Source organism: Brachybacterium epidermidis (assembly GCF_015209585.1).
Taxonomy (GTDB): Bacteria; Actinomycetota; Actinomycetes; order Actinomycetales; family Dermabacteraceae; genus Brachybacterium; species Brachybacterium epidermidis.
This window is the reverse complement of sequence record NZ_JADEYR010000002.1, coordinates 171986-197380: the sequence shown is the minus strand read 5'-3', so window position 1 is coordinate 197380 and position 25395 is coordinate 171986. Positions and strand designations below refer to the sequence as shown.

General features: G+C 71.9%; 22 protein-coding genes. 12 read left to right on the top strand and 10 right to left on the bottom strand.

The features are described 5' to 3' along the window. Window positions 1-74 precede the first annotated feature (74 nt). Window positions 75-977 (bottom strand): carbohydrate ABC transporter permease, encoded by a 903-nt coding sequence (locus tag IOE58_RS03550; protein ID WP_193865048.1) that lies wholly within the window; start codon window positions 975-977, stop codon window positions 75-77. Next, on the bottom strand, window positions 974-2062 hold the full coding sequence (locus IOE58_RS03545) for a carbohydrate ABC transporter permease (RefSeq protein ID WP_228018779.1): 1089 nt from the start codon (window positions 2060-2062) through the stop codon (window positions 974-976). Before IOE58_RS03545 ends, IOE58_RS03550 begins: the two co-directional genes overlap by 4 nt. Before the next feature lie 414 nt (window positions 2063-2476). On the opposite strand from IOE58_RS03545, the gene IOE58_RS03540 reads away from it, so the two are divergent. From IOE58_RS03540 to IOE58_RS03490, 11 genes are all read left to right on the top strand, one after another. Next, window positions 2477-3499, top strand: coding sequence for a LacI family DNA-binding transcriptional regulator (locus IOE58_RS03540; RefSeq protein ID WP_193865047.1), 1023 nt, complete (start codon window positions 2477-2479; stop codon window positions 3497-3499). A 230-nt stretch (window positions 3500-3729) separates the two neighbouring features. Then, window positions 3730-4800: an LLM class flavin-dependent oxidoreductase gene (locus tag IOE58_RS03535; protein WP_193865046.1), complete on the top strand. Its 1071-nt coding sequence runs from the start codon at window positions 3730-3732 to the stop codon at window positions 4798-4800. A gap of 187 nt (window positions 4801-4987) precedes the next feature. Continuing rightward, window positions 4988-5935, top strand: a complete 948-nt coding sequence (locus IOE58_RS03530; protein WP_193865045.1) for a hypothetical protein — start codon at window positions 4988-4990, stop codon at window positions 5933-5935. Window positions 5936-6121: 186 nt separating this feature from the next. Beyond that, the gene (locus IOE58_RS03525) at window positions 6122-6907 is read left to right on the top strand and encodes an S-layer homology domain-containing protein (protein WP_193865044.1); all 786 of its coding nucleotides are present in this window, start codon (window positions 6122-6124) and stop codon (window positions 6905-6907) included. 259 nt (window positions 6908-7166) lie between these two features. Then, window positions 7167-10793: a S41 family peptidase gene (locus IOE58_RS03520; protein WP_193865043.1), complete on the top strand. Its 3627-nt coding sequence runs from the start codon at window positions 7167-7169 to the stop codon at window positions 10791-10793. 6 nt (window positions 10794-10799) lie between these two features. After that, window positions 10800-11114 carry a hypothetical protein gene (locus tag IOE58_RS03515; protein WP_193865042.1) on the top strand — a complete coding sequence of 105 codons (315 nt, stop codon included), beginning with the start codon at window positions 10800-10802 and terminating at the stop codon, window positions 11112-11114. A gap of 281 nt (window positions 11115-11395) precedes the next feature. Beyond that, window positions 11396-12346, top strand: a complete 951-nt coding sequence (locus IOE58_RS03510; RefSeq protein ID WP_348981853.1) for a WD40 repeat domain-containing protein — start codon at window positions 11396-11398, stop codon at window positions 12344-12346. 76 nt (window positions 12347-12422) lie between these two features. Further along, window positions 12423-12947 carry a hypothetical protein gene (locus IOE58_RS03505; protein WP_193865040.1) on the top strand — a complete coding sequence of 175 codons (525 nt, stop codon included), beginning with the start codon at window positions 12423-12425 and terminating at the stop codon, window positions 12945-12947. Then, window positions 12944-13264, top strand: a complete 321-nt coding sequence (locus IOE58_RS14615) for a copper chaperone PCu(A)C (RefSeq protein ID WP_348981852.1) — start codon at window positions 12944-12946, stop codon at window positions 13262-13264. Before IOE58_RS03505 ends, IOE58_RS14615 begins: the two co-directional genes overlap by 4 nt. 95 nt (window positions 13265-13359) lie before the next feature. Beyond that, window positions 13360-14565, top strand: coding sequence for a Dyp-type peroxidase (locus tag IOE58_RS03495; RefSeq protein WP_193865179.1), 1206 nt, complete (start codon window positions 13360-13362; stop codon window positions 14563-14565). 145 nt (window positions 14566-14710) lie between these two features. Continuing rightward, window positions 14711-16198 carry a gluconokinase gene (locus IOE58_RS03490; protein ID WP_193865039.1) on the top strand — a complete coding sequence of 496 codons (1488 nt, stop codon included), beginning with the start codon at window positions 14711-14713 and terminating at the stop codon, window positions 16196-16198. 114 nt (window positions 16199-16312) lie between these two features. Here IOE58_RS03490 and IOE58_RS03485 read toward each other — a convergent pair whose 3' ends face one another. The 7 genes from IOE58_RS03485 to larE all read right to left on the bottom strand — a co-directional run bounded on the left by IOE58_RS03485 (window position 16313) and on the right by larE (window position 22711). After that, a complete protein-coding gene (locus tag IOE58_RS03485) occupies window positions 16313-17650 on the bottom strand; it encodes a mannitol dehydrogenase family protein (protein WP_193865038.1) in 1338 nt (445 codons plus the stop codon). Window positions 17651-17652: 2 nt separating this feature from the next. Beyond that, on the bottom strand, window positions 17653-19098 hold the full coding sequence (gene uxaC, locus IOE58_RS03480; protein WP_193865037.1) for a glucuronate isomerase: 1446 nt from the start codon (window positions 19096-19098) through the stop codon (window positions 17653-17655). 141 nt (window positions 19099-19239) lie between these two features. Further along, window positions 19240-20241, bottom strand: a complete 1002-nt coding sequence (locus IOE58_RS03475) for a LacI family DNA-binding transcriptional regulator (protein WP_193865036.1) — start codon at window positions 20239-20241, stop codon at window positions 19240-19242. A gap of 51 nt (window positions 20242-20292) precedes the next feature. Next, window positions 20293-20613 carry a DMT family transporter gene (locus IOE58_RS03470; protein ID WP_193865035.1) on the bottom strand — a complete coding sequence of 107 codons (321 nt, stop codon included), beginning with the start codon at window positions 20611-20613 and terminating at the stop codon, window positions 20293-20295. Next, window positions 20610-21032, bottom strand: a complete 423-nt coding sequence (locus IOE58_RS03465) for a DMT family transporter (protein ID WP_348981851.1) — start codon at window positions 21030-21032, stop codon at window positions 20610-20612. Before IOE58_RS03465 ends, IOE58_RS03470 begins: the two co-directional genes overlap by 4 nt. 34 nt (window positions 21033-21066) lie before the next feature. After that, the gene (gene larB, locus IOE58_RS03460) at window positions 21067-21846 is read right to left on the bottom strand and encodes a nickel pincer cofactor biosynthesis protein LarB (RefSeq protein WP_193865033.1); all 780 of its coding nucleotides are present in this window, start codon (window positions 21844-21846) and stop codon (window positions 21067-21069) included. Beyond that, complete coding sequence (larE, locus tag IOE58_RS03455; protein ID WP_193865032.1) at window positions 21839-22711, bottom strand: ATP-dependent sacrificial sulfur transferase LarE; 873 nt, start codon at window positions 22709-22711, stop codon at window positions 21839-21841. Before larE ends, larB begins: the two co-directional genes overlap by 8 nt. A gap of 192 nt (window positions 22712-22903) precedes the next feature. Here larE and IOE58_RS03450 point away from each other — a divergent pair, with 192 nt between their 5' ends. Further along, window positions 22904-23953 (top strand): Gfo/Idh/MocA family protein, encoded by a 1050-nt coding sequence (locus IOE58_RS03450; protein ID WP_193865031.1) that lies wholly within the window; start codon window positions 22904-22906, stop codon window positions 23951-23953. A gap of 43 nt (window positions 23954-23996) precedes the next feature. On the opposite strand, the gene IOE58_RS03445 is transcribed toward IOE58_RS03450, so the two are convergent. Further along, entirely contained in the window at window positions 23997-25337 is a 1341-nt protein-coding gene (locus tag IOE58_RS03445; protein WP_193865030.1) for a lactate racemase domain-containing protein, read from the bottom strand. Window positions 25338-25395: the final 58 nt, after the last annotated feature.

Here is a 25395-nt window from a genome sequence, read left to right as displayed (position 1 = left end):
ACAGGGGCGGCGGCGCAGGGCCGACGCTGGGGCGGATGCGCCGTGAGGCGGCGATGTCCAGTGACAGGGCCGGGTCACTTCAGGGCACCGGCGGCGAGACCGCCGATGATCCGTTTCTGGCCGAGGAAGAAGAGCACGAGCATCGGCAGCGACACGAAGACGGTGCCGGCCATGATGGCGCCCCAGTTCGAGTAGCCCTCCTGGCTGCACAGGAAGAGCAGGCCGATGGGCAGCGTGCGCATGTCCGTGGTGCTGGTGACGATCAGCGGCCACACGTACTCGTTCCATTTGCCGGCCATGACGATGAGGCCGGCGGTGAGGATCATCGGCGAGGACAGCGGCACGGCGATGGTCATCATGCGGCGCAGGTGCCCGGCGCCATCGATCTCCGCTGCTTTCATGATGTCCACGTCGATGGTGCGCATGTGCTGCAGCAGGAGGAACATGGCGAAGGCGCTGGCGATGCCGGGCAGGATCAGACCCTGGTAGGTGTTCAGCCACCCGAGGTTCGCCACGGTGATGTAGTTGACGATCAGCGTGACGTGGCCGGGCAGCATCATCGACGCGATGATCAGCACGAACACGATCCTCTTGAAGCGGAACTCGACGAAGGCGAAGGCGTAGGCGCACAGGATCGCCAGCAGGATCTCCAGCCCGGTGCCCACGACCGTGGTGATGATGGAGTTCAGGTAGAAGCGGTCGAACGGCGCGGTGGACCAGGCTTCGGCGAAGTTCGCCAGGGTCGGTTCGGTGGGGATCCACTGCAGCGGCCAGGTGTAGATGGCGTCCTGGGGTTTGAAGGCCGACGAGAACAGCCAGTACAGCGGAACGAAGAACATGGCGATGATGCCGATGATCCCGACCATGAAGAGGGCGGTCCGCCACGCCGGTCGACGCGGGCCGCGGGCGCGGCGGCGGAGCGGGGCGTCAGCGGTGTCGCGGATCTCGGACGAGTTGGTGGTGGCGTGGGTGCTCATGAGTCGTAGTTCACCTTCTTCTCTCCCACACGGACCTGGACGAACGTGAGGATCAGCAGAATGACCAGCAGGATCGTGGCGGCGGCAGAGGCGGAGCCGATGTCGAACTTCTGGAACGCCTCCTCGTAGACCATCCAGCTCAGGGTCGACGAGGAGTTCCCGGGCCCGCCCCCGGTCATGATCGAGATGATGTCGAAGGCCTGGGCGGCGGAGATGACGCCGGTGATGGACAGGAAGAACGTGATGGGGCTGAGCAGCGGCAGTGTCATGTGCCGCAGCAGCGTCCAGCCGTGGGCACCGTCGAGGGCTGCGGCCTCGTAGATATCGCGGGGCAGGTCCAGGATCGCGGTGTAGCAGATCACGGTGACGAACCCGAGCCGCTGCCAGGTGTAGGCGATGGTGATCGCCCACAGCGACCAGTCCGAGGTGGTGGTCCAGGCCGGTGAGGAAGCACCGACCAGGGAGAACAGCCAGCGCGAGAGCCCATAGTTGGGATCGAAGATGAACAGCCACAGGGTGCCGACGGCTGCGCCGGGCAGCATGTGCGGGGCGAAGGCCATGGTCTGGGCGAATCCGGTCAGCGGCAGTTTCGTGGCCAGCAGGCTGCCCAGGAGGATTCCGCCGATGATCGAGCCGACCACGCTGACGCCGGTGAAGATGAGGGTGTTCAGCAGGACCTGGCCGAAGGCGGGGTCGGTGAACAGGTCCTGGTAGTTCTCCAGCCCCACCCATTCGGGGGTGGGCTCCACGAAGTCCCATTCGGTGAAGCTGAGGCCGATGTTGTACAGCGAGGGGTAGTACGAGAACACCAGGATGGCCACCAGGTTGGGGGCGACCAGTGCCAGGAACAGGGCCGCGTCGCGGCGGGTGCGGCGGCGGCGCTGAGGGGATCGCCTGCGCTGCTCAGTGCGTGCCCGGATGGCGTCGTTCCCACGGTGCGGGGGATGGCCGGTGCTCCCGGGTGCCTCCGTGGAGTTCGCCCCGTGAACGGCGGCAGTGGAGAGCCCGTTGGCGGCGTCGGTGGGCCTCGCGCCCGACGGGGCAGCGGTGCGCGATGACGGTGACCTGCGGGTCGAGGTGGTCATGAGAGCGCTCCCAGTTCTGTGCTCGCTGTGAAGCGGTCCCGGTGCCCGTCGGGCTCCGGTCGGCGGGGACGACCACAACCTAGGGAGGGCCGCGAAGGTCGCGCCAGTACCCCTTTGACCTGGGTTAATGCCGCGTTAACGCACGATGGCAGTGCAGGTGGGAGCGCTCCCACCAGCGTTGGTTCACGGACGATTCGTCGGGATTTGCACCTCCCGTCCCCGCTCGTCCACTGCCTCGTCACCGGATGTGCGTCAGAAGTTCACCGTTTCCCGCCCTGGTCGCGTACACCACACGGGTCGACTTCACCGGACCGTCATCCCTAGGCAGAGGTCCCGTTCACGGACTCGACTACCCTGCTGCGATACCGATCCAGCCCCCGGTGCCGAGCGCTGCGATCCGGCAGGAGGGAATGCATGGGAAGGTCACGTCCACCGACGATGCAGGACGTCGCACGAGCGGCAGGGGTCTCGCGCTCCACCGTCTCCCGCGTGTTCCAGAACGGCGGCGAGAAGGTCTCCCCCGATGCCCAGATCCGCATCCACGAGGCCGCCCGCGCGATGGGCTACGTGCACAACCTCGTGGCCAGCGGGCTGGCCGCCCGCAGCAACAGGCAGCTGGGACTGCTGATCCGCGACGCCACCAACCCGGCCTACGGCCATCTGCACGCGGAGATGCACCGTGCGGTCCTGGCCGCCGAGCGCACCCTGGTCTCGGTCACCGCCCACCGGCACGACTACGGGGGCACGGAGATCGAAGGTCTGCATCGGCTCATGGGGCTGCGCGTGGCGGGAGTGTTCGTGGGCACGGGCGTCACCGCTGCCGAGGATCTCGCCGAGACGGTCACCGGGATCCCGATGATGATCGTGGGTCGTCCGAACAGTCATCCGCGGATCGAATCGGTCAGCTACGACGAGAAGGCGCACGGTCGCGACATGGCGGAGCAGATCGCCGCCGCCGGCCATCGCCGTGTCGTGGTGCTGGAGGCCCCCGTCCTCTACTCCCGGGTGTTCGACCTGCGCATGCGCAGCCTGGTGGACCGATGCACTGAACTGGGGGTGTCTGCGGTCCCGGTGGACCTGCTGCCCGTCGAGCAGGGCGTGGGGCGCGCCCTCGACGTCGCCCGGGAGGAGCGGGCCGGCTGCATCGTCTGCCCGGTGGACTACGTGGCGCTGGAGCTGCTGCGGGCGGCCGCCCAGCGCGGTCTGCGTGTTCCCGAGGACGTCAGCACCGTGGGCTTCGACGGGCTGGGTGACGGACTGGATCTGATCGGCCTGGCCACGATGCAGCTGCCGGTCCGGCAGGTCGTCCGCGATGCCGTGGTCCGCATGGAGGAGCTGCTGGAGGGGGCGGACCTTCCGGTGCGGCACTCACTGCACACCGGCACGTTCCTTCCCGGCCGCTCCCTCGGACCCCCGCCGGCCGGTCACAACTGCTGACCTGTCCCACCCCCGGCCGGACGGGACGCTCCCGTGGGGACGTTCCCGTTCCAGGATTCGCCCCTCGTGGAACGGGAACGTCCACGTGGGCCTGGAGCGCTGCGGCCGCAAGCCGGGCGCCCGCTCGCGCGACCCGCCTCTTGAGCTCGTCCCATGTTGAGCTCGTCCCATGTTGGGCTCGTCCCACCCATTGATCGAATATTCAATCACCGTGTACGGTGGTGGCCATCATGCGTGCCTTCGGATTCCTCAGCTTCGGCCACTACGGCCACGCCGCCGCCCACGGCGGTCTCTCCGCCCGGCAGATGCTCCACGACGCGATCGACATCTCCGTCGGCGCGGAGGAGCTCGGCGTCAACGGCGCCTACTTCCGCGTGCACCATTTCGCCACCCAATCCGCCTCTCCGATGCCGCTGCTGTCGGCCGTCGCAGCCCGCACCCAGCGCATCGAGGTGGGCACCGGCGTGATCGACATGCGCTACGAGAACCCGCTGCAGCTGGCGGAGGAGGCGGCCGCGCTGAACCTGATCGCCGATGGCCGGGTGGCGCTCGGGGTGTCCCGGGGCAGCCCCGAGCCGGCCGACCGCGGCTGGGAGGCCTTCGGCTACACCGGCTCCACCGACCCGCGGGGCGCGGACATCGCCCGGGAGAAGTTCGAGCTGTTTCTGCGGGCCGTGCGCGGCGAGCCGATGGCCCGCGCCTCGCAGCAGCCCTACGGCGCCCCCGTGCAGCCAGGGGCAGGACTGCGCATCGAACCCCATTCCCCCGGTCTGATCCAGCGGATCTGGTGGGGTGCGGGCTCGCGCGACAGCGCCGAGACCGTCGGCCGCCAGGGGCTGAACCTGATGAGCTCGACCCTGCTGACCGAGGCCACCGGCGCCTCCTTCGGCGAGCTTCAGGCAGAGCAGATCGATCGCTTCCGTTCCGCTTTCGCCGAAGCCGGCCACACGCACCGGCCGCGAGTGTCCGTCTCCCGCAGCGTGTTTCCCGTGGTCACTCAGCAGGATGCGCTGACGTTCGGGCTGCGCTCGGGCAGCGGTGCCGATCAGATCGGCATCATCGACGGGCACCGCTCCACCTTCGGCCGCACCTACGTGGGCGAGCCGGATCAGCTGTTGGAGCAGCTGCGCGCCGATGCTGCGGTGATGAGCGCCGACACACTCATGCTCACGATCCCCTCCCAGCTGGGGGTGGAGCTGAACCTGCACATCCTGGAGAACTTCGCGCAGCACGTGGCCCCCGCCCTGGGATGGCAGCCCAACACCGCCGGTCCCGTGGAGGGCGACCCCGCACAGCCGTGAGCGGGTCTCAGCTGACGGCGCGCCCCACGCTGTCACAGACATGAGCGCAGCGGGTGCTGTCGGCCCGTGATCAGGACCTCGCCCCGGTCTTCGCAACACCCCTCGCCCGCCCGCACCCGCTCCCGTACAGTGGGCAATCGCGGGCGCCGGTGGGAGCGCCCGCCGTCAGCCGAAGGGGAGGTCAGCGATGCCTGGGCCGCTGTCCCCCGTTGCCCCCGCCGAGCCCGGCACCGGCAGCGACTCGGCCCCCGGCACGGACGCCTCCCGCCACCTGCTGAACCCGGCTCGGAACGCGCACCCGATCACCCTGTGGGGCTCCTCCTCGATGAGCTCCGAGGGCGGCGCCGAGGGCACTCCCCGGCCGATCCGGATCCACGAGCACCTGGCACTGGCCGCCGCCCCCACTCCCGTGCACGCCTTCGGGGTCGGTGCCACGCAGTCCGGGCACGCCCTGCTGATGCGCGGCCTGGCCCGTCCTCGTATCAGCCCTGATCAGGGGACCGACAACTCGGGCGCGGTCCCCGTCCACCTGGACACGGACCTTCCGGCCTTCGGTCCGCTGCGCTGCCCAGGAGAGGTGGACGGCGTCGCGGGCACGCTCGATGCCACCTCCGGCAGCTGGCAGTTCGTGACCGATGACGCGGCCGCCTCGTTGCGCAGCGGCACCTTCCGCTCCTCCCTCGCGGAGGTGGCCGACGGCTCCCGGCAGGTGCTGTGGCTGGGCAAGAACAACATCCTGCAGGTGGATACGGTGCTGGAGCACACCCAGCGCATGTGGGATGCCGCCGCGGATCCTGCCAACGACACCCTGGTGCTGGGGCACTGGCCCACCGAGCACGATGCGGCCGGCTCCCCCACCGGCGAAGCCCTCACCGCGGTCAACTCCGCGCAGAAGCAGAGGTACGGTGCGCACTTCGTGGATCTGCAGTCCCTTCTTTTGAGCGAGGAGGGACTGACAGCGCCTCCGGTCGCGCACCTGCGGCTGCTGGAGCAGGCCTCCACGCACGAGGCGATCGAACGCGGGGTGACGCCGCCACTGCTGGTCGCCACGGACCACATCCACCTCAACGGCTGGGGGAACCTGCTGGTGAGCTGGGCGATCGTGCGCAGGATGAGGGAGCTGGTATGGCTGTGAACCATCCTGTGCCCCACCGTCCCGCCGCCCCGCCTCACCTTTCCGCCCCGCCACGACGTCCGGCCCCGCCACGACGTCCCGCCCGCCGCGCCTCCGGCCGGGCCGCCCGGGTGTGGGTCCGGTCCTGCCCCGGCCGCACCACCTCAGTCGGCAGCATCGTCCCTGCCGGGCGCCCCGGTGCACTCGGTGGCTGCTGCGACGGCACCTCCCGCCCCGGCCGGTACGGCCACCACCGGCACCAGGCCCGCCCGTCGCTCTGTGCTGCTGTTCGGTTCGGCTGCGGCCGCCGTGGCAGTGCCCATTGCGGGCCTCGCCCTTGTGACCAGGAGCTCGGCCACCGATGACCCTGCCGCTGCACGGGCCGGCGGCATCACCTCCCCCGGCCAGGTGCGGCCCGCGCTCGCGTCCTTCACCGACGTCCCAGCCGACCACCCGGCTGTCGAGGCCATCGCGTGGGCGCACGGAACGGGAGTGCAGCCCGGCCTGGAGGACGGCACCTACGCACCGGATTCCGAGGTCACCCGCGGGGAGCTCGCCGCTGCGCTGCATCGCCTGGCCGGTGCACCGGTGATCGACGTGGACGCCATACCGACCCTGCTCACAGACGTGCCGTCGGACCCCGAGCACGCCGCCGCCGTGCTGTGGCTGCACGGGCGGGGCGTGATCTGGGGTGATGCGGAACTGCGCGTGCATCCCGATGCCGCCGCCACGTGCGCCGAGGGAGCAGTGATCCTCACGGATCTGCTGGCACCGGCGTTGGTCGGGGCGGTGGTCGACGCAGCTCCGGCGCTCCAGGCGGTCCTTGCCGTGCTCGGCGGCTCGCACACCGTCGGGTCCGGAGACAGCACTGCGACCCGAGATGTCGCGGGGCTCGATGGCGAAGCTCTCCGCGCCGTGGATCCCGATGCCCCGCTCACCCGGGCCCATCTCGCCCTGGCATTGCACCAGGTGGAGATCACCCTCACGAGCTGACTGCAACGGCACCCCATCGATGCCGGCTCGGGGGAGCCGCGAGGCGGCCGAGCAGAGGCGAACGAGGAAGACGTGGCAGAGCAGAGGCGAACGAGGAAGCAGCACACACACCCCGTGGCCTTGCGGGTGATCGACGCCCCTCCCGCGGCCGACACACGAGGAGTTGGCGGAATGGCGCCGTCATTTCGCCAACTATCACGACCTCGACCGGCCCCGGCCCGGTATGACGCACGCCACGTGCACGCATAGGCTTGCCGGCATGCCGATGACGCCTGCGCATGCCGCTTACCTCCGCCATCCCGATGTCCACGGCGACACAGTCGCCTTCACCGCCGCGAACGATGTGTGGCTGGCCCCTCTCGCCGGTGGCCGTGCCTGGCGGCTCACGGACGAGGGTGCGCCCGTGTCCTACCCTCGCTTCTCCCCGGACGGCGCGCACGTCGCCTACACCTCCCGCACCTCCGGCGGCCCCGAGGTATGGGTGATCGCCTCCGACGGCTCCACCGCGCCCCGTCGCCTCACCACCTGGGGCCGCCCCTCCACCCGCGTGGCCGGGTGGCTGTCCGACGGGCGGGTGCTGGCCGCCTCCAGCTACGGAGCGCCCCTGGCCCGCGACATGCAGCTGTGGGCGATCGACCTCGAGGGCACTGCCGTCCTGCTTCCCCTGGGGCGCTCGGCCGAGGCCGCGATCCACCCGGACGGCACCACCGTGGTCGTCACCCCGTGGCGCCGCGAGCAGTCGGCCTGGAAGCACTACCAGGGCGGCACGGCCGCGAAGCTGTGGATCTCCCACGAGGCGCTCGCGCTGGACGCCTCGCCGGATCAGCACGCCGCCCGCCCCTGGGAGCCGCTGCTGGACGAGCTGCTGGCCTCCAAGACCCGGGTCGCCTGGTACGGGGACCGCCTGGTGTTCGCCTCGGACAGCCCGGGCGCAGGCGCCGCACTCACGGATCGCGCCACCGCGAACCTCTGGTCGGTGCGGGCCGACGGCACGGACCTGCAGGTCCACACCTCGCTCACCTCCGAGGCCGGGTACCTGCGCGAGCCCGCCACCGACGGCACCACCATCGTGTTCAGCTCCCGGGGCCGCCTGTTCGCGATGGACTCCTTGGACGCTGAACCGCGCGAGGTCGAGGTGCAGGCCACCGGCGTGGGCGCCTCCCGTCTGGCCCGTCCGGCCTCGGCCACCGAGAACCTGCTGGCCATGCGGCCGGTGCACGATGCCCGCGCGAGCCTCGTGGAGTGGCGCGGCAGCGCCCATGTGCTCACCCACCGCGGTGGGCCCTCCCGCCTGCTGGCCGGCGCCTCCGGGCTGCGCATCCGCGAGGTGCGCCCCCTGGGCCGCTCCCCCTTCGCACTGCTGGTCACCGACGAGAAGGCACAGTCGGACCGCGAGAATGGCGGCGTCGGCTCGGACGTCCTGGCGATCGCCCGCCTGGACGGCAGCGGGAAGCCCACCCTGCTGGATGTGGGCGATGTGGGCCGGATCCTGCACGCGGTCCCCTCACCGGACGGCTCCAAGGTGGCGATCTCCACCCACGACAACCGGGTGCGCCTGGTGACGCTGCGCGGCATCGAGGACCCCGCGCTGAGCTCTCACCGCGGCCGCAGCGCCGCGGCCCGCACCACCGGCGAGGCCGGCCCCGAGTCCTGGCAGCAGGACGAGGCCGCCCCGCCCGAGCCTCCGCGACTGGACCGCGTGCGGGAGGTGGGCCGCTCGAACGGCGGCGAGATCCGCGACCTGGCCTTCTCTCCGGACGGCCGCTACCTGGTGTGGGCCGAGCCGAACTCGTGGCTGCTGGGCCGGTTGATGATCTCGGACACCGAGGACGCCGACCCCACCGGCCGGGCACTCACCTCCGGCAAGTACCAGGACTCCGCCCCGGCCTTCAGTGCCGACGGCAAGCACCTGGCCCTGCTGTCGATGCGCACCTTCGAGACCATCTACGACGACATGGTCTTCGACCTGGGCTTCGTCAACGCCGAGCGCCCGTTCCTGATCCCTCTGGAGCGCACCACCGCCGATCCCTTCGGCCCCCACCCGGACGGCTGGTCCGCCTCCGAGGAGGAGCCCACGGGGGAGGGCAAGGACGGCCGGGGCGCCAGCCCGTCAGCCCACGGATCCGGAGCCGACCCTCAGGGCGGGGCCCACAGCACCTCCCAGGGCGCGCAGGCGGAGGCGGCCGATCAGCCCGCCGGGGCCACCAGCCCCGCCGGGGCAGGCGATGCCCAGCGGCCGCCGCGCACGCACGTGGACCTCGATGCCGTCGAGTCGCGGATCGTGCCGTTCCCGGTGGAGTCCGGGAAGTACTCGCACCTGACCGCGGTCAAGGGCGGCTTCGTGTGGCTGCGGCACCCGCAGCTGGGCATCCTGGGCTCCGCCCGGGCCGGCGTGGAGGGCGAGGCGCCCACCCCCAGCCTCGAGCACTGGAGCCTGGCCGACCGCAAGCTGACCGTGCTGGCCGAGGGCGTCACCGACGTGGCGGCCTCCGGGGACGGGGAGTCCCTGGTGATCAAGCAGGGCAAGGACTGGGTGCAGGTGCCCGCCTCCCGCAAGGCGGAGGACCAGGACCCGTCCCGCATCGCGATCGACACCGCCCGCCTGCGGCTCACCGTGGACCCGGCGGCCGAGCGGCGCGGCATGCTGTGGGACAACTACCGGATCATGGCCCAGCAGTTCTGGCGGGCCGACATGGACGGTCAGGACTGGCACGCCATGACCTCCTGGTACGAGCCGGTGCTGGAGCGCGTGGTCACCGACGACGACTTCCAGGACATGATGTGGGAGGTGGTGGGCGAGCTGGGCACCTCCCACGCCTACGTGCAGGGTGCGGTGTACACGGCGGATCCGCCGATGCTGCCCGGGTACCTGGGGGCGGATCTGGAGCGGGCCGGGGATCGCTGGGTGATCACCCGGATCCTGCCCGGCGACTCCTCGGATCCGGACGCCCGCTCCCCGCTGCTGGCCCCCGGTGTGGCCGCCCAGGTGGGCGATGCGATCGTGCAGGTGGACGGTCGCGAGGTGGGCCCGGACGGTGTGGAGCCGCTGCTGATCGGGGCGGCGAACCGTCCCACCGAGCTGGTGCTGGAGCGCGAGGGCGGGCACCGTCGGGTGGCGGTCACCCCGCTGCCGGACGACACCCAGCTGCGCTACCAGGCCTGGGTGGCCTCCCGCCGGGAGCGGGTGGAGGAGCTCTCGGGCGGTCGACTGGGCTACCTGCACATCCCGGACATGGTCTCCTCCGGCTGGGCGCAGGTGCACCGTGACCTGCGGGAGGCCTCCACGAAGGAGGGCATCGTGGTGGACGTGCGGTACAACGCCGGCGGCCACACCTCGCAGCTGGTCACCGACCGTCTGGCGCGCCGCGTGCTGTCCTGGGACTACCCGCGCCACGAGGCCCCCGGCACCTACCCCGAGTTCGCCCCGCGCGGCCCGGTGGTGCTGGTGACCAACCAGGAGGCCGGCTCCGACGGGGACATCGTGAACGCGGTCTCCCAGGCGATGGGGATCGGCCCGGTGATCGGCACCCGCACCTGGGGCGGCGTGATCGGCATCGATGGCCGCTACGACCTGGTGGACGGCACCGGCATCACCCAGCCCAAGTATGCCAGCTGGTTCGAGGGCGTGGACTGGTCCATCGAGAACTACGGCGTGGAGCCGGACATCGAGGTGCCCTACCCGCCGAGTGCCTGGGTGGCTGATGCCGATCCGCAGATCGCACGGGGCGTCGAGGAGGCCCTGGCGCTGCTGGAGCAGAAGCCGGCCGCTGTGGCCCCGCCGCTGCCGCCGGCCCGGTTCGCCTCCCCCTCGGCATCCACGACCTCGCCCGCACCCCGGCCGGCGTCCACGGAGCCGTCCGTCCCTGACCCCACCGAGGAGGGCTGACAGCTCATGAGCGCGGACATCGACCGCAGGATCCTCGACCTCCCGGTGAGCGTGGAGCACGGGGAGGACCGCATCTCCATGATGCTGGACCTGCCCGTGGGAACGATCGGCGAGCACGCCGGCACGGGCGGGGTGTGGCGCGAGAACTTCGACGGGGACAACTACATCTCGCCCGACGAGGACTTCGAGGCGTACCAGGCCCAGCCCGTCGAGGTGGATGCCCGCGAGAGGGAGGACGGCTTCGCCGGTGACCTCACCTTCGAAGAGCTCCAGCGGTACCAGCAGGACGCCGGGGTGCCAGTCAGTGAGAAGCGCACGTGACCGGCCGCCGATCATCGCGGCCAAGCACCGCACCGCAGCATCGGCTCCGTTCGCTCCGCGGGGCGCGCGCCCCGTTCCGCCGAGGCCGTCGGCTGCTCCTCCTGCTCGCCGGCGGTCTGCCGGCCGGTGCGATGCTCGCGGCCTGCGGTCCCGATGACGACACGCCGCCCGTCGGTGGGTCCGAGCTGCGGGCCAGCACCTGCCACCAGGGCCGCACGGTGGAGCCCCCCGCCCCGGCCGAAGGGGTATCGGGCACGTCCGAGGTGGCGGTCGATCAGTCCGTGCTCGCCCCCGTCGGCCTGGCCGTGTCCCCGGACGGGGCCATGATCGCCGCCAACGCCGGTCGGGGACGCAAGGCGACCGGTGCCTCCGAGACCGCCGGAACGGTGTTGTGGAACGCCTCCGATGGCTTGGTGACACGGCGCTTCGACAACGACCTCTCCGGGGCGATCGCGTGGAGTCCGGACGGTTCACTGCTCGCTGTGGGCGGCCCTCAGCACATCGAGCTGACCAGCCCGGATGGTGAGGTGTTGTGGACCCTGGACGGTCACGGCCCCCGGCTCGAGGGACTTGGCCGCTCCTCGATCCACGCCCTCTCCTTCAGCACTGACGGCAGCACGCTGGCCTCCGTGGGGCCGGACGGCACCGTAAGGCTGTGGACGGGGATCGGCAGCGGGTGCGCGCCGGCCCCGGTCCTCGATGTGCGCTCGCTGCTCCCGCTGTCCCTGAGCATCAGCCCGGACGACACCACCCTGGCGGTCTGCGGCACGGCCGCCCCCGTCCAGCTGTGGAACCTCGGGACCGCCGAGCGCATCTCCCAGGTGGAGGGACCGGAGTTCGCTCCCCGCGCTGTCGCCCACACCCCCGACGGCACAGTCCTGATAGGGACCGGGATCCCCGCCGAGAGCACGGCCGACAGTCCCGAGGAGGCGCGCCTGTACGCCCTGTCCCCGAGCGGCGACCTCCAGGAGGCTCCTCGGCCACCAGGGCTCGCCGCCGACACGATCGCCGTGACCGCCGACGGCAGCCGTGTCGCCGTCGGCAGCACCACCGACATCCAGGTCATGGTCTGGGACCGCTCCACCGGACAGCACGAGAACCTCCCCCGGGCCACTGGAGCGACCGGCCCCCTGGCGTGGTCGCCCGACGGCAGTGTCCTGTACGGCGCCTCCGCGTCCCAGGGTGTGATCGCCTGGGACGGCACGACCTGGACCACCTTGGAGACCCCGTGACCCCGCCCGCACCCCGACGTCCAGGGCCGCCGGAACGATCCGGACGACACCGCCGGAACACGACGAAAGAGGCACCGTGACTTTTCCCAACATCATGGAGGACTTCCTCCGCGACCCGACCCCGGAGCATCGCGATCGACTGCGGGCGGCCATCATGGACGCCCCCCGGTACGACCCGCTGGTCTCGATCGCCGGTCTGCTCGCCGACGGATCAGGCACGGACACGAGCACCGATGAGGCGACGGCGGCCCGTGCTGTGATCGACACGATCTGGGAGCACATGCCCGCGCTGTTCCTCAGCCCGCAGGCCCACCTCCACCTCGCCCGTGCCTACAGCACCGTCGGTGCCCACAAAGACTCCGAGAGGGAGCGCAAGCTGGCCGCCCTGTCGCTCGACAGCATCCGCGGTGACGGCACCGGCGGAGAGGACTCGCCCTACCAGGTGCTCCGCGTCGAGGACGAGTACGACCTGCTCGCCTCCTCTCGCCTCCGCTCCGTCGGGCAGACACTGCGGGAGAGCGACGAGAGTGCGTTCGACATCCACACCCTGGAGGACGGCGCCTCCCTCTGGTTCGAACTGCTCTGGCGTCGCCGGTCGTGACACCGGCGCCCACGGGGATCGACGACGACCTCGGTGGTATCCGGCGGCCCGCTGGCCCCTCCGCGGAGGGCGGCTTCCCCATCCCCGCCGGCGGCGAGCTGCCGCTGGAGCCGGGCGGGGATCACATCATGCTGATGGGTCTGACCGCGCCGCTGCTGCCCGGTGACGAGGTGGAGCTGGTGCTGCAGTTCGAGGGCGGCACCGAGCACCCCATGACCGCCACCGTCAAGGACTTCGCCGGAGCCCAGGAGAACTACGGAGGCATGGAGGAGCCCAGCGACGGCGGCGGTGAGCACGGCGCGGAGGGGGACGAGTGACCCCCGAGCCGCGCGCGCGTCAGCCGCACACCCACGAGGCAGGCTCCCCTGGGGAGCTCGACCCCCGCGCCCCGAGCCGCCCAGGACGCCGCGGCCTGCTGCTGGCCGGCACCGCCGGTGCGGGCGCCCTGGGCGTCGGCGCGGCGGCCGTCGGCCGGGAGCGCGCGCTGCGCGGATCAGGGCCGACATCCGGGCCCGCCGATCAGGCCGAGGCGCCCCTGCACGGTGAGGCCACCCTCCCCTTCCATGGTGAGCACCAGGCCGGCGTGGGCACTCCCGCTCAGGCCTCGTCGTCGTACCTGGCCCTGGACCTGCGCGAGGAGGTGGACCGCGCAGGCATCATCCGCATGCTGCGACTGCTCACCGACGATGCCGCGCGCCTCACCCAGGGACGGCCGGCCCTGGCCGACACCGAGCCGGAGCTGGCCACCGCCCCGGCCCGCCTCACGGTGACCTTCGGGTTCGGGCGCGGCCTGCTGGAGCGGGCACAGGTGGAGGTGCCCGCGTGGCTGGGTCCGCTGCCGGCCTTCGAGATCGACGAGCTGCAGGAGGAGCTCTGCGGCGGTGACCTGCTGCTGCAGGTCGCCGCGGACGATCCGCTCACGGTCTCCCACGCGGCACGGATGCTGCTGAAGGACTCCCGTGCCTTCACCACGGTGCGCTGGGTGCAACAGGGCTTCCGTCGGGCCCACGGCACCGAGCGCCCGGGCGTCACCCAGCGCAACCTGTTCGGTCAGGTGGACGGCTCGGCGAACCCGCAGCTGGACAGCAGCCACTTCGACACCGTGGTGTGGATCGACGAGGGTCCCTTCGCCGGCGGCACCTCGATGGTGATCCGCCGGATCCGCATGGACCTGGACGGTTGGGACGAGGCCGATCCGGCCGCGCGTGAGCAGTCCACCGGCACGAAGCTGTCCAACGGTGCACCGCTCAGCGGCCAGGAGGAGGGCGACCACGCCGACTTCGAGGCGCGCAGCGAGCACGGCTTCCCACTGATCCCGGAGTTCGCGCACATGCGGCGGGCCCGCGGGGTGGACGAGGGCGTGCACGACGAGATCTTCCGCCGCCCCTACAACTACGAGGACCCGCCCGCTCCCGGCAGCGGGGCGCTCTCGGAGTCGGGGCAGATCTTCACCTCGTTCCAGGCGGACCTGGAGGGCCAGTTCATCCCCATCCAGCAGCGGCTGTCGGACCTGGACCTGCTGAACATGTGGACCACGCCGATCGGTTCGGCGGTGTTCGCGATCCCGCCGGGCTGCGCGGAGGGCGAGTTCGTGGGGCAGTCGGTGATCGGGGACTGAACGGGGGCGCGGTCGGGGCTGGCAACAGGCGGCGTGTCCGGGACCGCCACAGCCCCTGCCCCTATCCTGAACGGGACGGACCCCGCTCCCGGCATCGCTGCCCGAGGAGCGCCGGAACAGACCCCAGTCGCAGGAGACCCACGCCATGCCCCGTTTCGCCATTCCCGATGAGGATGCACTGGCCCCCCTCGTGATCGGCCTGGACGTCGGTTCGGGCGGCGCCCGAGCCGGGGTGTACGACGCCACCGGCCGGGAGGTCGGCAAGCGCACCCACAAGCAGCCCCACGGCTTCACCGTCGGCGATGACGGCACTTCCACCATCGATGCAGACGTGATCGTCGAGGGCCTGCGCACGGCTCTGGGGAAGGTCCTGTCGGATCCGCTGCCCGGCCCCGTGATGGCGATCGGCTTCGACGCCTTCGCCTCCTCCCTGGTGGTGGTCGACGAGGCCGGCGAGCCGCTGACCCCGTGCATCACCTACGCCGACACCCGCTGCCGCACCCAGGTGGCCGCGCTGCGCGAGAGCCTGGACCCGGTGGCGCTGCACGAGCGCACCGGCGCCCGCCTTCACTCCTCGTACACGGCACCGCGCCTGGCGTGGCTGCGAGAGGAGCACCCCGATTTGTTCTCCCGCGCGCACCGGTTCATGGCGCTCGGCGAGTACGTGGCCCTCAAGCTGCTCGGGACGCCGGCCCTGGGCACCGCCTCTGCGGCCTGGTCGGGGATGATCGACCGCCGCACCGGGCGGTACGTGCCCGAGCTGCTCGAGGCGGTGGGCGTGGACGCGGCGATGATGGGCACCCCGCTGGATCCCTCCGATGCCCTGCCCCTGGCGGGCACCCCGCTGGCGAAGGAGTTCCCGCAGCTGAAGGAGGCCGTGTGGGTGCCGGTGATCGGGGACGGCCTGGCGGCGAACATCGGCATCGGCGCACTGGGCCCCACCACCTGGGGCATCTCCACCGCCACCTCCGGTGCGATCCGCCAGCTGATCACCGGGGAGACGCCCACGCTGCCGACGGGCCTGTGGGCCTACCGCGTGGATGCGGATCGCACCCTGGTCGGCTCCGCCATGAGCGACTGCGGCCGGGTGCTGGACTGGGCCCGCAACCAGTTCTCCCTGGCCGACGACATCTCCACCTGGGACACGGACGAGCTGTTCGCCGCGGCACCGGAGTCCTCCACCCCGCTGGTGGTGCCGTTCTTCTCCGGCGAGCGCGGCACCCAGTGGCGCGATGGTGCCCGTGCCCTGTACGCGAACGTGTCGGCCTCCACCACGGCGGAGGACCTGCTGCGCGGCTCGATGGAGGGCGTGGCCCTCAGCTACCTCCGCATCGCCGATCAGCTCACGGAGATGGGCGGGACCCCGGAGCGGATCGTGCTCTCCGGCGGCATGACCGAGGCGATCCCGGCCTGGCTGCACCTGCTGTCAGACGCCCTGGGTGCACCGATCGACCACGTGGCGATCTCCCGCTCCACGATGCGCGGCTCCGCCGTGCTGGCGCTCGAGCAGGCCGCCCCGGGCGTCGAGGTGGCCGAGGCCCCGGTGCGCAACCGCATCGAGCCGCGCCCCGAGCACGCCGACTACTACCGGGAGCGCCTGGACCGCTTCGAGAAGCTCGCCGACCTGGCCTGACTTCCCGACCCGGCCCGGGCTGCACCGTTGCTTCCGGCAGCACTCCGGGGCCTCGGTGCGGGTCCCGCTCGCGACACGTGGTCGGGCCACCCGTGCGGCGGCCGAGGGTAGGTTTCAGCCCCGTGGAAGGCGCTTCTCCTCCGCCGCCACCTTCGCGACCAGTGCGTCGGCGCTCTCACCCTCGACGCCCAGCAGCGCCACCAGGGCGGTCACCCGCGCGGTGTCGTCCTCGAGCGCGGCGGCCTGAGCGATGTCCTCGGCCCGCGGATCGGCGACCTCGTGGCCATCGCGGCTGCGCTCGGTGACCCATAGGGTCCAGGCGGCGATGGCGGCGACGGCACCTGGAGCCTTGTCGGGACCGCCGCGCTCAGCGATCACCGGCAGAGCCCGCACCTGCAGCTTCTCGGACCCGTCGGCGGCGATCCGGATCAGCGCATCGGCCAGGCGGGGGTTGCGGAAGCGCTCCTCGAGGGCGGTGGTGTAGGCGTCCAGCTCGTCCTCGGGCAGGGGCAGGGTGGAGCGGGCCTCGGACCACAGGGTCTCCACCAGGGCCCGCACCTCGCGGTGAGCGATCGCCTCGTCCACGCGCTCACAGCCGGCGAGCTGCCCGGCGTAGGCCATCAGGGAGTGGGAGCCGTTGAGCAGGCGGAGCTTGCGCAGCTCATGCAGCTCGACGTCGTCGGTGAGCTGCGCCCCGGCCTTCTCCCACTCGGGGCGTCGGCCTCGGAAGGCGTCCTGCACCACCCATTCGGTGAAGGGCTCGGTCACCACGGGCACCTGGTCGGCCAGGCCCGTCTCGCGCAGCACCAGGTCCTTCTCCTCCTCCGAGGCCGAGGGGGTGATGCGGTCCACCATGGTGGAGATGACGTCGACGTGGTCGTCGAACCAGGCGCGGGTCTCCTCATCGGCCGCGTCCAGCACGGCCTTCTTCAGCACGGCGCCGTTGCCGGAGAGGTTGTCGCAGGAGACCAGGGCGATCGGCTCGGTGATCCCGGCCTCGCGGCGGGCCCTCAGCGCCCCGGCCAGTCGTGCGGTGGCGGAGGTGGCGGGGTCGTTGCCGGCGCTGTAGCCCTTCTCGGTGATGGTCAGGGTGACCACCGCGGTGAAGGGATCCGCGATCAGCCGGTCCAGCGCCTCGACGTCGGAGGCGGCGAACGCCTCGTCGATCACGTCGATGATCTCGACCTCGTCCCGCTCGGGACCGCGCACCACCAGGCCGTACTTCCCGCTCTGGGAGTTCAGCGCCTCGGCCATGGCGGGGCTGCGGCCGGTGAAGACGGCCACCTCCCAGCCTCCGGCCTGCTGAGTGGCCACCAGGGTGTGAGCGCGGGCGAAGTTGCCGATGCCCAGGTGGACGAGGCGTCCGAATGCCTCAGGAGCGGCAGCCCCCGCGGAGCCGGCCGCCTCGGGAGCGGCGGCGCCGGTGGGTGCAGTGCTGGCAGGTTCCGTCATGATCAGTTCTCCTTCGCGGCGGGGCTGCTCTGCGGCAGGCGGAACACCTCACGGGGATGGGTGGCCGGGAGGGCGTCGGCGATGTCGACGGCATCCTCCAGGCGCATGCGGTGCTCGGCCACGAGGCCGGCGAGGTGGTGGGAATCGATCCGCCGTGCCATGTCGTGGCGGGCGGGGATGGAGCAGAACGCACGGGTGTCGTCGATGAACCCACTGGTCCGGCTGTAGCCGATGGTCTCCGAGACGGCGCGGCGGTAGCGCAGGATCGCGTCGGGCGCATCGATGAACCACCACGGCGCACCGGCGTACACGGAGGGGTAGAAGCCGGCCAGTGGGGCGATCTCGCGGGAGAACACCGTCTCGTCGATCGTGAACAGCACCAGGCGGAAGGCGGGGTCCAGGCCCACGTCGTTCAGCACCGGAGCCAGGGACGTCACGAACTCCACGGAGGTGGGGATGTCGGCGCCCACGTCGGCCCCGAACTTCTCGAACGTCCCCTGGTGGTGGTTGCGGTGCACGGCGGGGTGCAGCGTCATGACCAGGGAGTCGTCGGCCGCCATGCGGGCCTGGTCGGCCAGCAGGTGGCGGCGCAGTGCCGCGGCCGCGTCGGCGTCGATCCGCCCCTCGCGGGCCTCGGTGTACAGCCTGCTCGCCTCGGCCTCCTCCAGCCGGGCGGTGCCGGGGTCGGCATGGGCGTGGTCCGAGGAGACCGCGCCGTGGTCGCGGAAGTACTGGCGGCGCGCCCGCATTGCACGGTCGTAGCCCGGGTAGGTGCGGGTGTCCTCCGCTGCGGCCTCGCCGAGGGCATCGGTGAGCTCGCGGAAGTCAGCCCGGGCGGGCTCGAGGTACTTGTCGGGCCGGAAGGTGGGGATGACCGAGCCGGTGAAGGCCTCGTCGGCCGCGAGGGCCCGGTGGGCGGAGAGGTCGTCGACGGGATCATCGGTGGTGGCCAGCACCTCGATCCGGAACTGGTCGAACAGGGCGCGGGGTCGGAACTCCGGCCGGGCCAGCTTATCGGCGATCTCGTCGTACATCGCATCGGCGGTGCGGGGGCTCAGCACTGTCTCCAGGCCGAACACCTGGTGGAACTCGTGCTCCATCCACAGCCGCGAGGGCGTACCGGCGTACGCGTGCCAGTGCTCGGCCAGCAGTCGCCAGGCGGCGCGGGCGTCCTGCTCCTCAAGGGGTCCGCGGCCGACGCCGAGCTCGGCGAGATCCACGCCGCGGGCGTGCAGCAGACGGGTGACGTAGTGGTCGGGGGTGATGAACAGGCTGGTGGGGTCGCGGAACGGCTCGTCATCGAGCAGCAACCGGGGGTCCACGTGGCCGTGCGGGGAGATGATGGGCTGATCCCGCATGCGCTGGTAGAGGGTCCGGGCGATCGCGCGGGTCGCGGGGTCCGCGGGAAGCAGGCGGTCCTCGTGCGGCGTGTAGGCGTCGTTGCTCATGGGTCCATGATCCCGGGCCTCATCCGCCCCGCGCCCGGGGTTGTCATCGGTTGCCGCTCGCCGCGCACAGGTCCGCACCCGCCACGGCCCGCCTCAGTGCCCCCGCCACGGCCCGGCTCAGTGCACCCACCGTGCCCTGGCTCAGTGCACCCGCCGCGGCCCGGTGGAGCCCCGGACGACCAGGCGCACCGGCTGCGACCCCTCCAGCGGGGTGCGGTGCGCCGAGGGGTTCTCGATCCGTCGGATCAGTCGGTCGACGGCTGCGCGTCCCTGGGCGCGCTTGGGGGTGGCGAGCGTGGTCAGGCCCCCGCCGACGAAGCGGGCCAGGGGGATGTCGTCGTGCCCGATGACGGACAGCTCACCGGGCACCCGCACCCCTGCCCGCAGGGCGGCGACCAGGAACCCCAGCGCGATCAGGTCGTTGTAGCAGATCACAGCGTGGGGAAGAACGCCGTGGAGGTCCTCGAAGGCCTGCTCGCCGCCGGAGGTGGTGGGCGGGTAGGGCCCATGCCGGCGGATCTGGATGCCGTGCGCCTTCGCCGCGGACCGCGCCGCGCGCCACCGCTCCGCGTCGGACCAGGAGTTCACGGGGCCGGCCACGTAGGTGACCAGGCGGGTGCCGTTCTCGGCCAGGTGGGCCATGGCCTGGGCCATGCCGTGCTCGTAGTCGGGGGTCACGGAGTCCAGGCCGGCCACGCGCCGGTTCATCACCACCACCGGGATGCGCTTGGTGAGGTGGTTGAGGGTGGCGTCGGAGAGCCGGGTGCCCGCGAGCACGATGCCGTCCACCACGTCCACGGCGCTGAGCAGGCTCTGCCGCTCGCGGGCCTCGTCCTCCACGCTGTCCAGCAGCAGCAGCATGTGGTCGTGCTCCTTCACTGCCTCCTGCATGCCGGAGATGAGCTCGGCGAAGTAGGGATTGGTGAGATCGGGGACCTCGATCCCCAGGCGGTCGTGGCGCTGACCGCGCTCCTGAGCGGGCGGGGGTGCGCTGCGGTAGCCGAGCTCCTTGGCCGCGGCCATCACCTTCGCGTGGGTGGCGGCACTGACCCGGCCGGGACGCGAGAAGGCACGGGACACCGTGGAGGGTGCCACCCCGGCGTGCGCGGCGACGTCGTAGATGGTCACGCGGTCTTCGGTCATCCGCCCACGTTAGTCCCCCCAGGTGGCAACCGGCGGCAATCTTCCTGTCGGTCAGTGCCCGGCGCCCAGCTCGATCAGCAGCACCCCTGCGCCGATCATGCCGATACCTGCGATCATCAGCGGTGTCATCGGCTCGTGGTGGATCAAGCGGGAGAAGATCGCGGTCAGCGCCACCCCGGCCGCCGTCCACACCCCGTAGGCGACGCCGAGCGGCACGCCGGTGCGCAGCGCCCCGGTGAGGAAGACGAAGGCCAGCACGTACCCGATCAGCACCACGGCGTACAGCCGGGCCCGGCCGGTGGCGGCGGACTTCAGGGTGAGGGTGGCGCTGACCTCGCTCAGCACCGCGCCGATCATGAACACCCAGCTCATCGCACCTGCTCCCCTGCCGCCGGCACCGCAGTCGCCCGCCGTGCCCGCTGGGCGCCGACCTCGATGGCCAGCACCCCGGCCACCACCAGGGCGATCCCGGCGGCCATCATGGCGTTCAGCTGCTCGCCGAAGATCCAGGACGACAGCATCGCGGTGCCCACCACGCCCATCGCTCCCCAGATCCCGTAGGCGACGGCCAGCCCCATGCCGCGCCGCAGCACCACCGCCAGCAGTCCGAAGGCACCCGCGTACCCGGCCACCACGACCACGTAGAGCATCGGCTGGGCGATCGCACCCTTGAGAGAGAGGGTCGCGGCCATCTCCACCACGATGGCCGCGGCCAGCAGCAGCCAGGTGAGGGCCGCGGACCGACCCGCGGGCCGGTGCGCGGCGGGCGCGGGAGCGGGGGCGGGGGTCACCGCAGAACCGTACCCAGCGCGGGCGCCCGCGAAGTCAGCGGTCGGTGGTGTCGCTGGGCACATCTGCTGGCGCCCAGCGGGCGATCTGGGCGGCGAGGTGCCCGGCGCCGTAGCCGTTGTCGATGTTGACCACGCCGATGCCGGGCGCGCAGGCCGACAGCATGGTCAGGGCGGCGGTCACGCCACCGCCTGCCACGCCGTAGCCGACGGAGGTGGGCAGAGCGACCACGGGCGCGCTGATCTGACCGGCCACCACGGTGGGCAGGGCCCCGTCCATGCCGGCGGCGACCACCACGCAGGCGGCCTCGCGCAGCTCGGGCAGGCGGGCCTGGAGGCGGTGCAGGCCGGCGATGCCGATGTCGGCGATCAGGCGGGTGGGGCGCCCCAGGTGACGGGCGGTGAGCTCGGCCTCCCGGGCCGCGGGCAGGTCGCTGGTGCCTGCGCAGGCCACGATCACCAGTCCTCCGGTGGGCGGGGGCGGCTCGGCGGGCCACGCCACCATCCGGGCCTCCGGCTCCCAGTGGGCATCGGGCAGCGCTGCGAGCACGGCCCGCGCCCGCTCCTCGTCCGCGCGGGTGAACAGCACGGGGCCGAGATCGGTGGCGAGCTCGGGCTGCTCGCGGGCGATGCGGGCGTACTCTGCGGCGATCGCGGTGAGGTGAGCGAGGCTCTTGGCGTCGCACAGCACGGCCTCCGGGGCCCCGCGGCGGGCACCGCGGCCCAGGTCCAGCTCGGCGACCCCGTCGATCCGCCCGTCGGCCTGCCCGTCGGCCCGCCCGCCGACCTGCCCTGCGTGCTCAGCGCGCTCAGGCACGGGGGACTCCTCGCTGGTCCAGCAGGGTGAGGGTGAACGCGCCGGACTGCATGCCCTTCAGGTCCACGGCGGCGAAGCGGAACCCGGCACCGGTGGCGGCGCGGTGGATGGCGGTGCGCACCTCCGGCTCGACGGAGCGGACCAGAGCGTCCGAAGGCAGCTCGATGCGGGCCACGTCGCCGTGGTGCCGCACCCGGGAATCGGCGAAGCCGAGGTCGCGCAGCGCCTCCTCGACGGTCTCCACCTGGCGCAGCTTCTCAGGGGTGACCTGCTGCCCGTGGGGGATCCGGGAGGCCAGGCAGGGCGCGGCCGGCTTGTCGGCGCACGGCAGAGCGAGGGCGCGGGCCACGGATCTCACCCGGGACTTGTCCAAGCCGGCCTCGGCCAGGGGGCGCAGCACGCGGTGCTCGGTGGCGGCGCGTGCACCGGGCCGGTCCGGGCGCAGGGCGTCGTCGGCGTTCTCGCCATAGGCGACCGCTGCCAGGCCCAGCTCGCTGACCAGGGCGTCGTCGATGCGGGAGAACAGCTCGTCCTTGCAGAAGTAGCAGCGGTCCACGTCGTTGGCGATGTAGCCGGCCTTCTCCCCCTCGTGGGTCTCGACCTCCACGACGCGCACGCCGATCACCGCGGCGGTCTCGTGGGCGCCGCGGCGCTCGGCGGCGGCCAGGGACGGGGAGATGCCGAGCAGTGCCACCACGTTCTCGGCGCCGAGTGCGCGCACGGCCAGGGCCAGCAGGGTCGCGGAGTCCACGCCCCCGGAGTAGGCGACGCCGAGGGGTGCAGCGCCCTCGACGATCGTGGCCACCCGGTCGGCGGCGGCGAGGTCCTCACCGGCCAGCTGTGTGGGGGTCATGGACGCGGTCATGGGACTCCTTCGCTCGGTCTCGCTCGGGTCCCGCAGGGACGGGCGCGGTTCAGCCTACCCACCTGGATGACCGCCGGCCCGGGGCGGCCATGTGCTGCCGCGGGCCCGGCGACAAGGCACGGCAATCGGTAGCCTGGCGGCGTCCCCGCACCGGATCCTGGTGGGTCCCGTCCCGCTCGACGAGGAGAACAGATGCGGACCCTCAGGACTGCCGTGATCGGCTGCGGCGACATCTCCCCTCTCCACATCGACGCGATCGCCCAGCTGCCCGGTGCGGAGCTGGTGGCGGTGTGCGACACGGACCCGGGACGCCGCGCTCAGGCGGCCCAGGATGCCGGGGTGCCCGGCACCGCCACCCTCACCGAGACCCTCGAGCGGTTCTCGCCGGACGTCGTCCACCTGTGCACCCCTCACGACCAGCATGCCGACCTCGCCATCGAAGCCCTGGCCGCCGGGGTCGAGGTGCTCACGGAGAAGCCGCTGGCCTCCACGCTGGAGGACGCCGGGCGCATCGTCGATGCCGCCGCCGCTCCCGGGGCGCCGCGCATCGGGGTCTGCTTCCAGAACCGGTACAACACCACGGTCCAGGAGGCCCACCGGGTGCTGACCACCGGTGAGCTGGGGGCGCCGACGGGGGCCGCCGCGACGGTCGCCTGGCACCGCACCCCCGACTACTACCGGGCCAGGCCCTGGCGCGGCACCTGGGCGGGCAGCGGCGGCGGACTGCTGATCAACCAGGCCATCCACACCCTGGACCTGCTCCAATGGCTGCTGGGCGGGGTCTCCGCCGTCGCCGGCTGCGCCTCCACCGACGTGCTGGGCGGCACCATCGAGGTGGAGGACACCGCGACGGCCACCCTCACCCATCCGTCCGGCACGCACAGCGTCCTGCTGGCCACCAATGGGGCGCCCACGAACCTGCCCGTCCGGATCGACATCGTCTGCGAGCGCGGAACCCTGCAGATCGCACGGGAGCTCACGGTGCTGCCCGCCGACGGGGAGCCGCGGGTGGTCGTCGAGCGCGCGGCCCCGGCAGGGGCCCGCTCCTACTGGGGTGCCTCCCATACGGCCTTGATCAGCGACTTCTATGCCGGCCACGGCAGCGGTGAGCCCTTCTGGATCTCACCAGCCGAGGCGCTGCCCGCGCTGCAGGCGCTCAAGGCCGTCTACGACTCCCCGCGCGGGTTCCCGGACCGTCCCGGTGCCGAGCTGGACCGGGACAACCCGCTGCGGGACGTCTGACCCGCGGGTCGAGCTCAGCTCCCTCCGGCTCAGACCCCCCGGCTCAGACCCCCTCGCGCTCCGAGGCAAGGCGGAACAGCACCTCGCCGGCGTGGTCGATCACCAGGGTGTCGGGGTCCTCGCGCAGGGCATCGATGTCCAGGCTCGCGGGGTCCACGTAGGTGACGTTGTACGCCTCGCACACCTCCTGGGGGATGGAGGTGGCGAAGGAGCGCCGCACGCGCTGCTGCTCCACCCCCGTCTCCGGGTCGTAGGTGCCCAGGCCCGTGACGTGCGTGGAGTGCGCGAGCTCGCCCCAGGGGTGGTCCTTGAAGCGGTCCCACTGCTTGGTGAAGTACTCGATGTTGTGGTACCCGATGTCGCGCAGCCCGGGGTGCATCGCGGCCACCTCGGTGATGTGGGGGGCATAGATGATCACCTCGCCGCCGTCGGCGCACACCGGCTCGGACTTGTAGAAGCCCTTGGCGCCGGTCCAGATGTCCTCGTACATCTCCGGCACCAGCGCCACGATGCGCTTGAACGGCTTCTCCACGTAGGTGATGTGGGTGAGCGCGGAGATCCTCGCGATCGCGGCCCACGCCGCCTGGGGGTCGCCGAAGGCGAGGGCGTTGAGGTCCTTGCCGCCGGAGATCACGTCCATGGTGAAGCAGAGCTTGTCGGTCTCCACCAGGTCGCTGGCGGCGTCGATCAGCTGGCGCACGGGGGTGATGCCCAGGGTGCCGATGATGCGGCTGGCGGTGATCAGGGCCCCCACCCAGTGGGACACGTCGATCACGTCGTGCACGGAGCAGCCGGGAAAGAAGTACTTGTTGCCGCCGGAGAATCCCACCACCTCATGCGGGAACACGGGGCCCACGATCAGGTCCACGTCGGACTCGACGCACAGCCGGTTGATCTGCACCCGCATGGGGGTGTCGGCCAGCAGTCCGGCGGTGAGCTCGCTGATCCGCTCAGCGGGGATCTCGCCCAGGTCCGCGATCTGCTCGGGGTCGTCCCAGGCGTGGTTGACGATCTTCCAACCGGGGTAGGCGGCCGCGATGCCGTCGGCATCAGGGGCGCCGACCAGGCGGGCGATGGCCTCTGGTGCCATGGCGGCGTGGGTGCCCAGGGCGATCAGCACCGTGACGGAGGCGGCGCGGCCGGCGAGCGCAGCGTGGATCGGCTTCAACACCCGCGGCAGGGGCACGGCGCGGGTGCCGTCGGGGATGATCAGGCACACGCTCTTGCCGTCGAGGTCCTGGCCGGCCAGCTGCTGGGCAACGAACTCGTCGATCTGCTCCTGGGCGAGGATGCCGCCCGGGCCTCCGAGGAGGGCGGCGCGTTCGGCCAGGCCCTCGGGGATCGGGTGGATCGCGGGCTGCTGGGTCGCCGTCGTCTCGCTCATGGCTCCCACTATGCGCCGTGGCCTGGCCGGGAACAAGGACGGCCCGGCCCATGTCCGT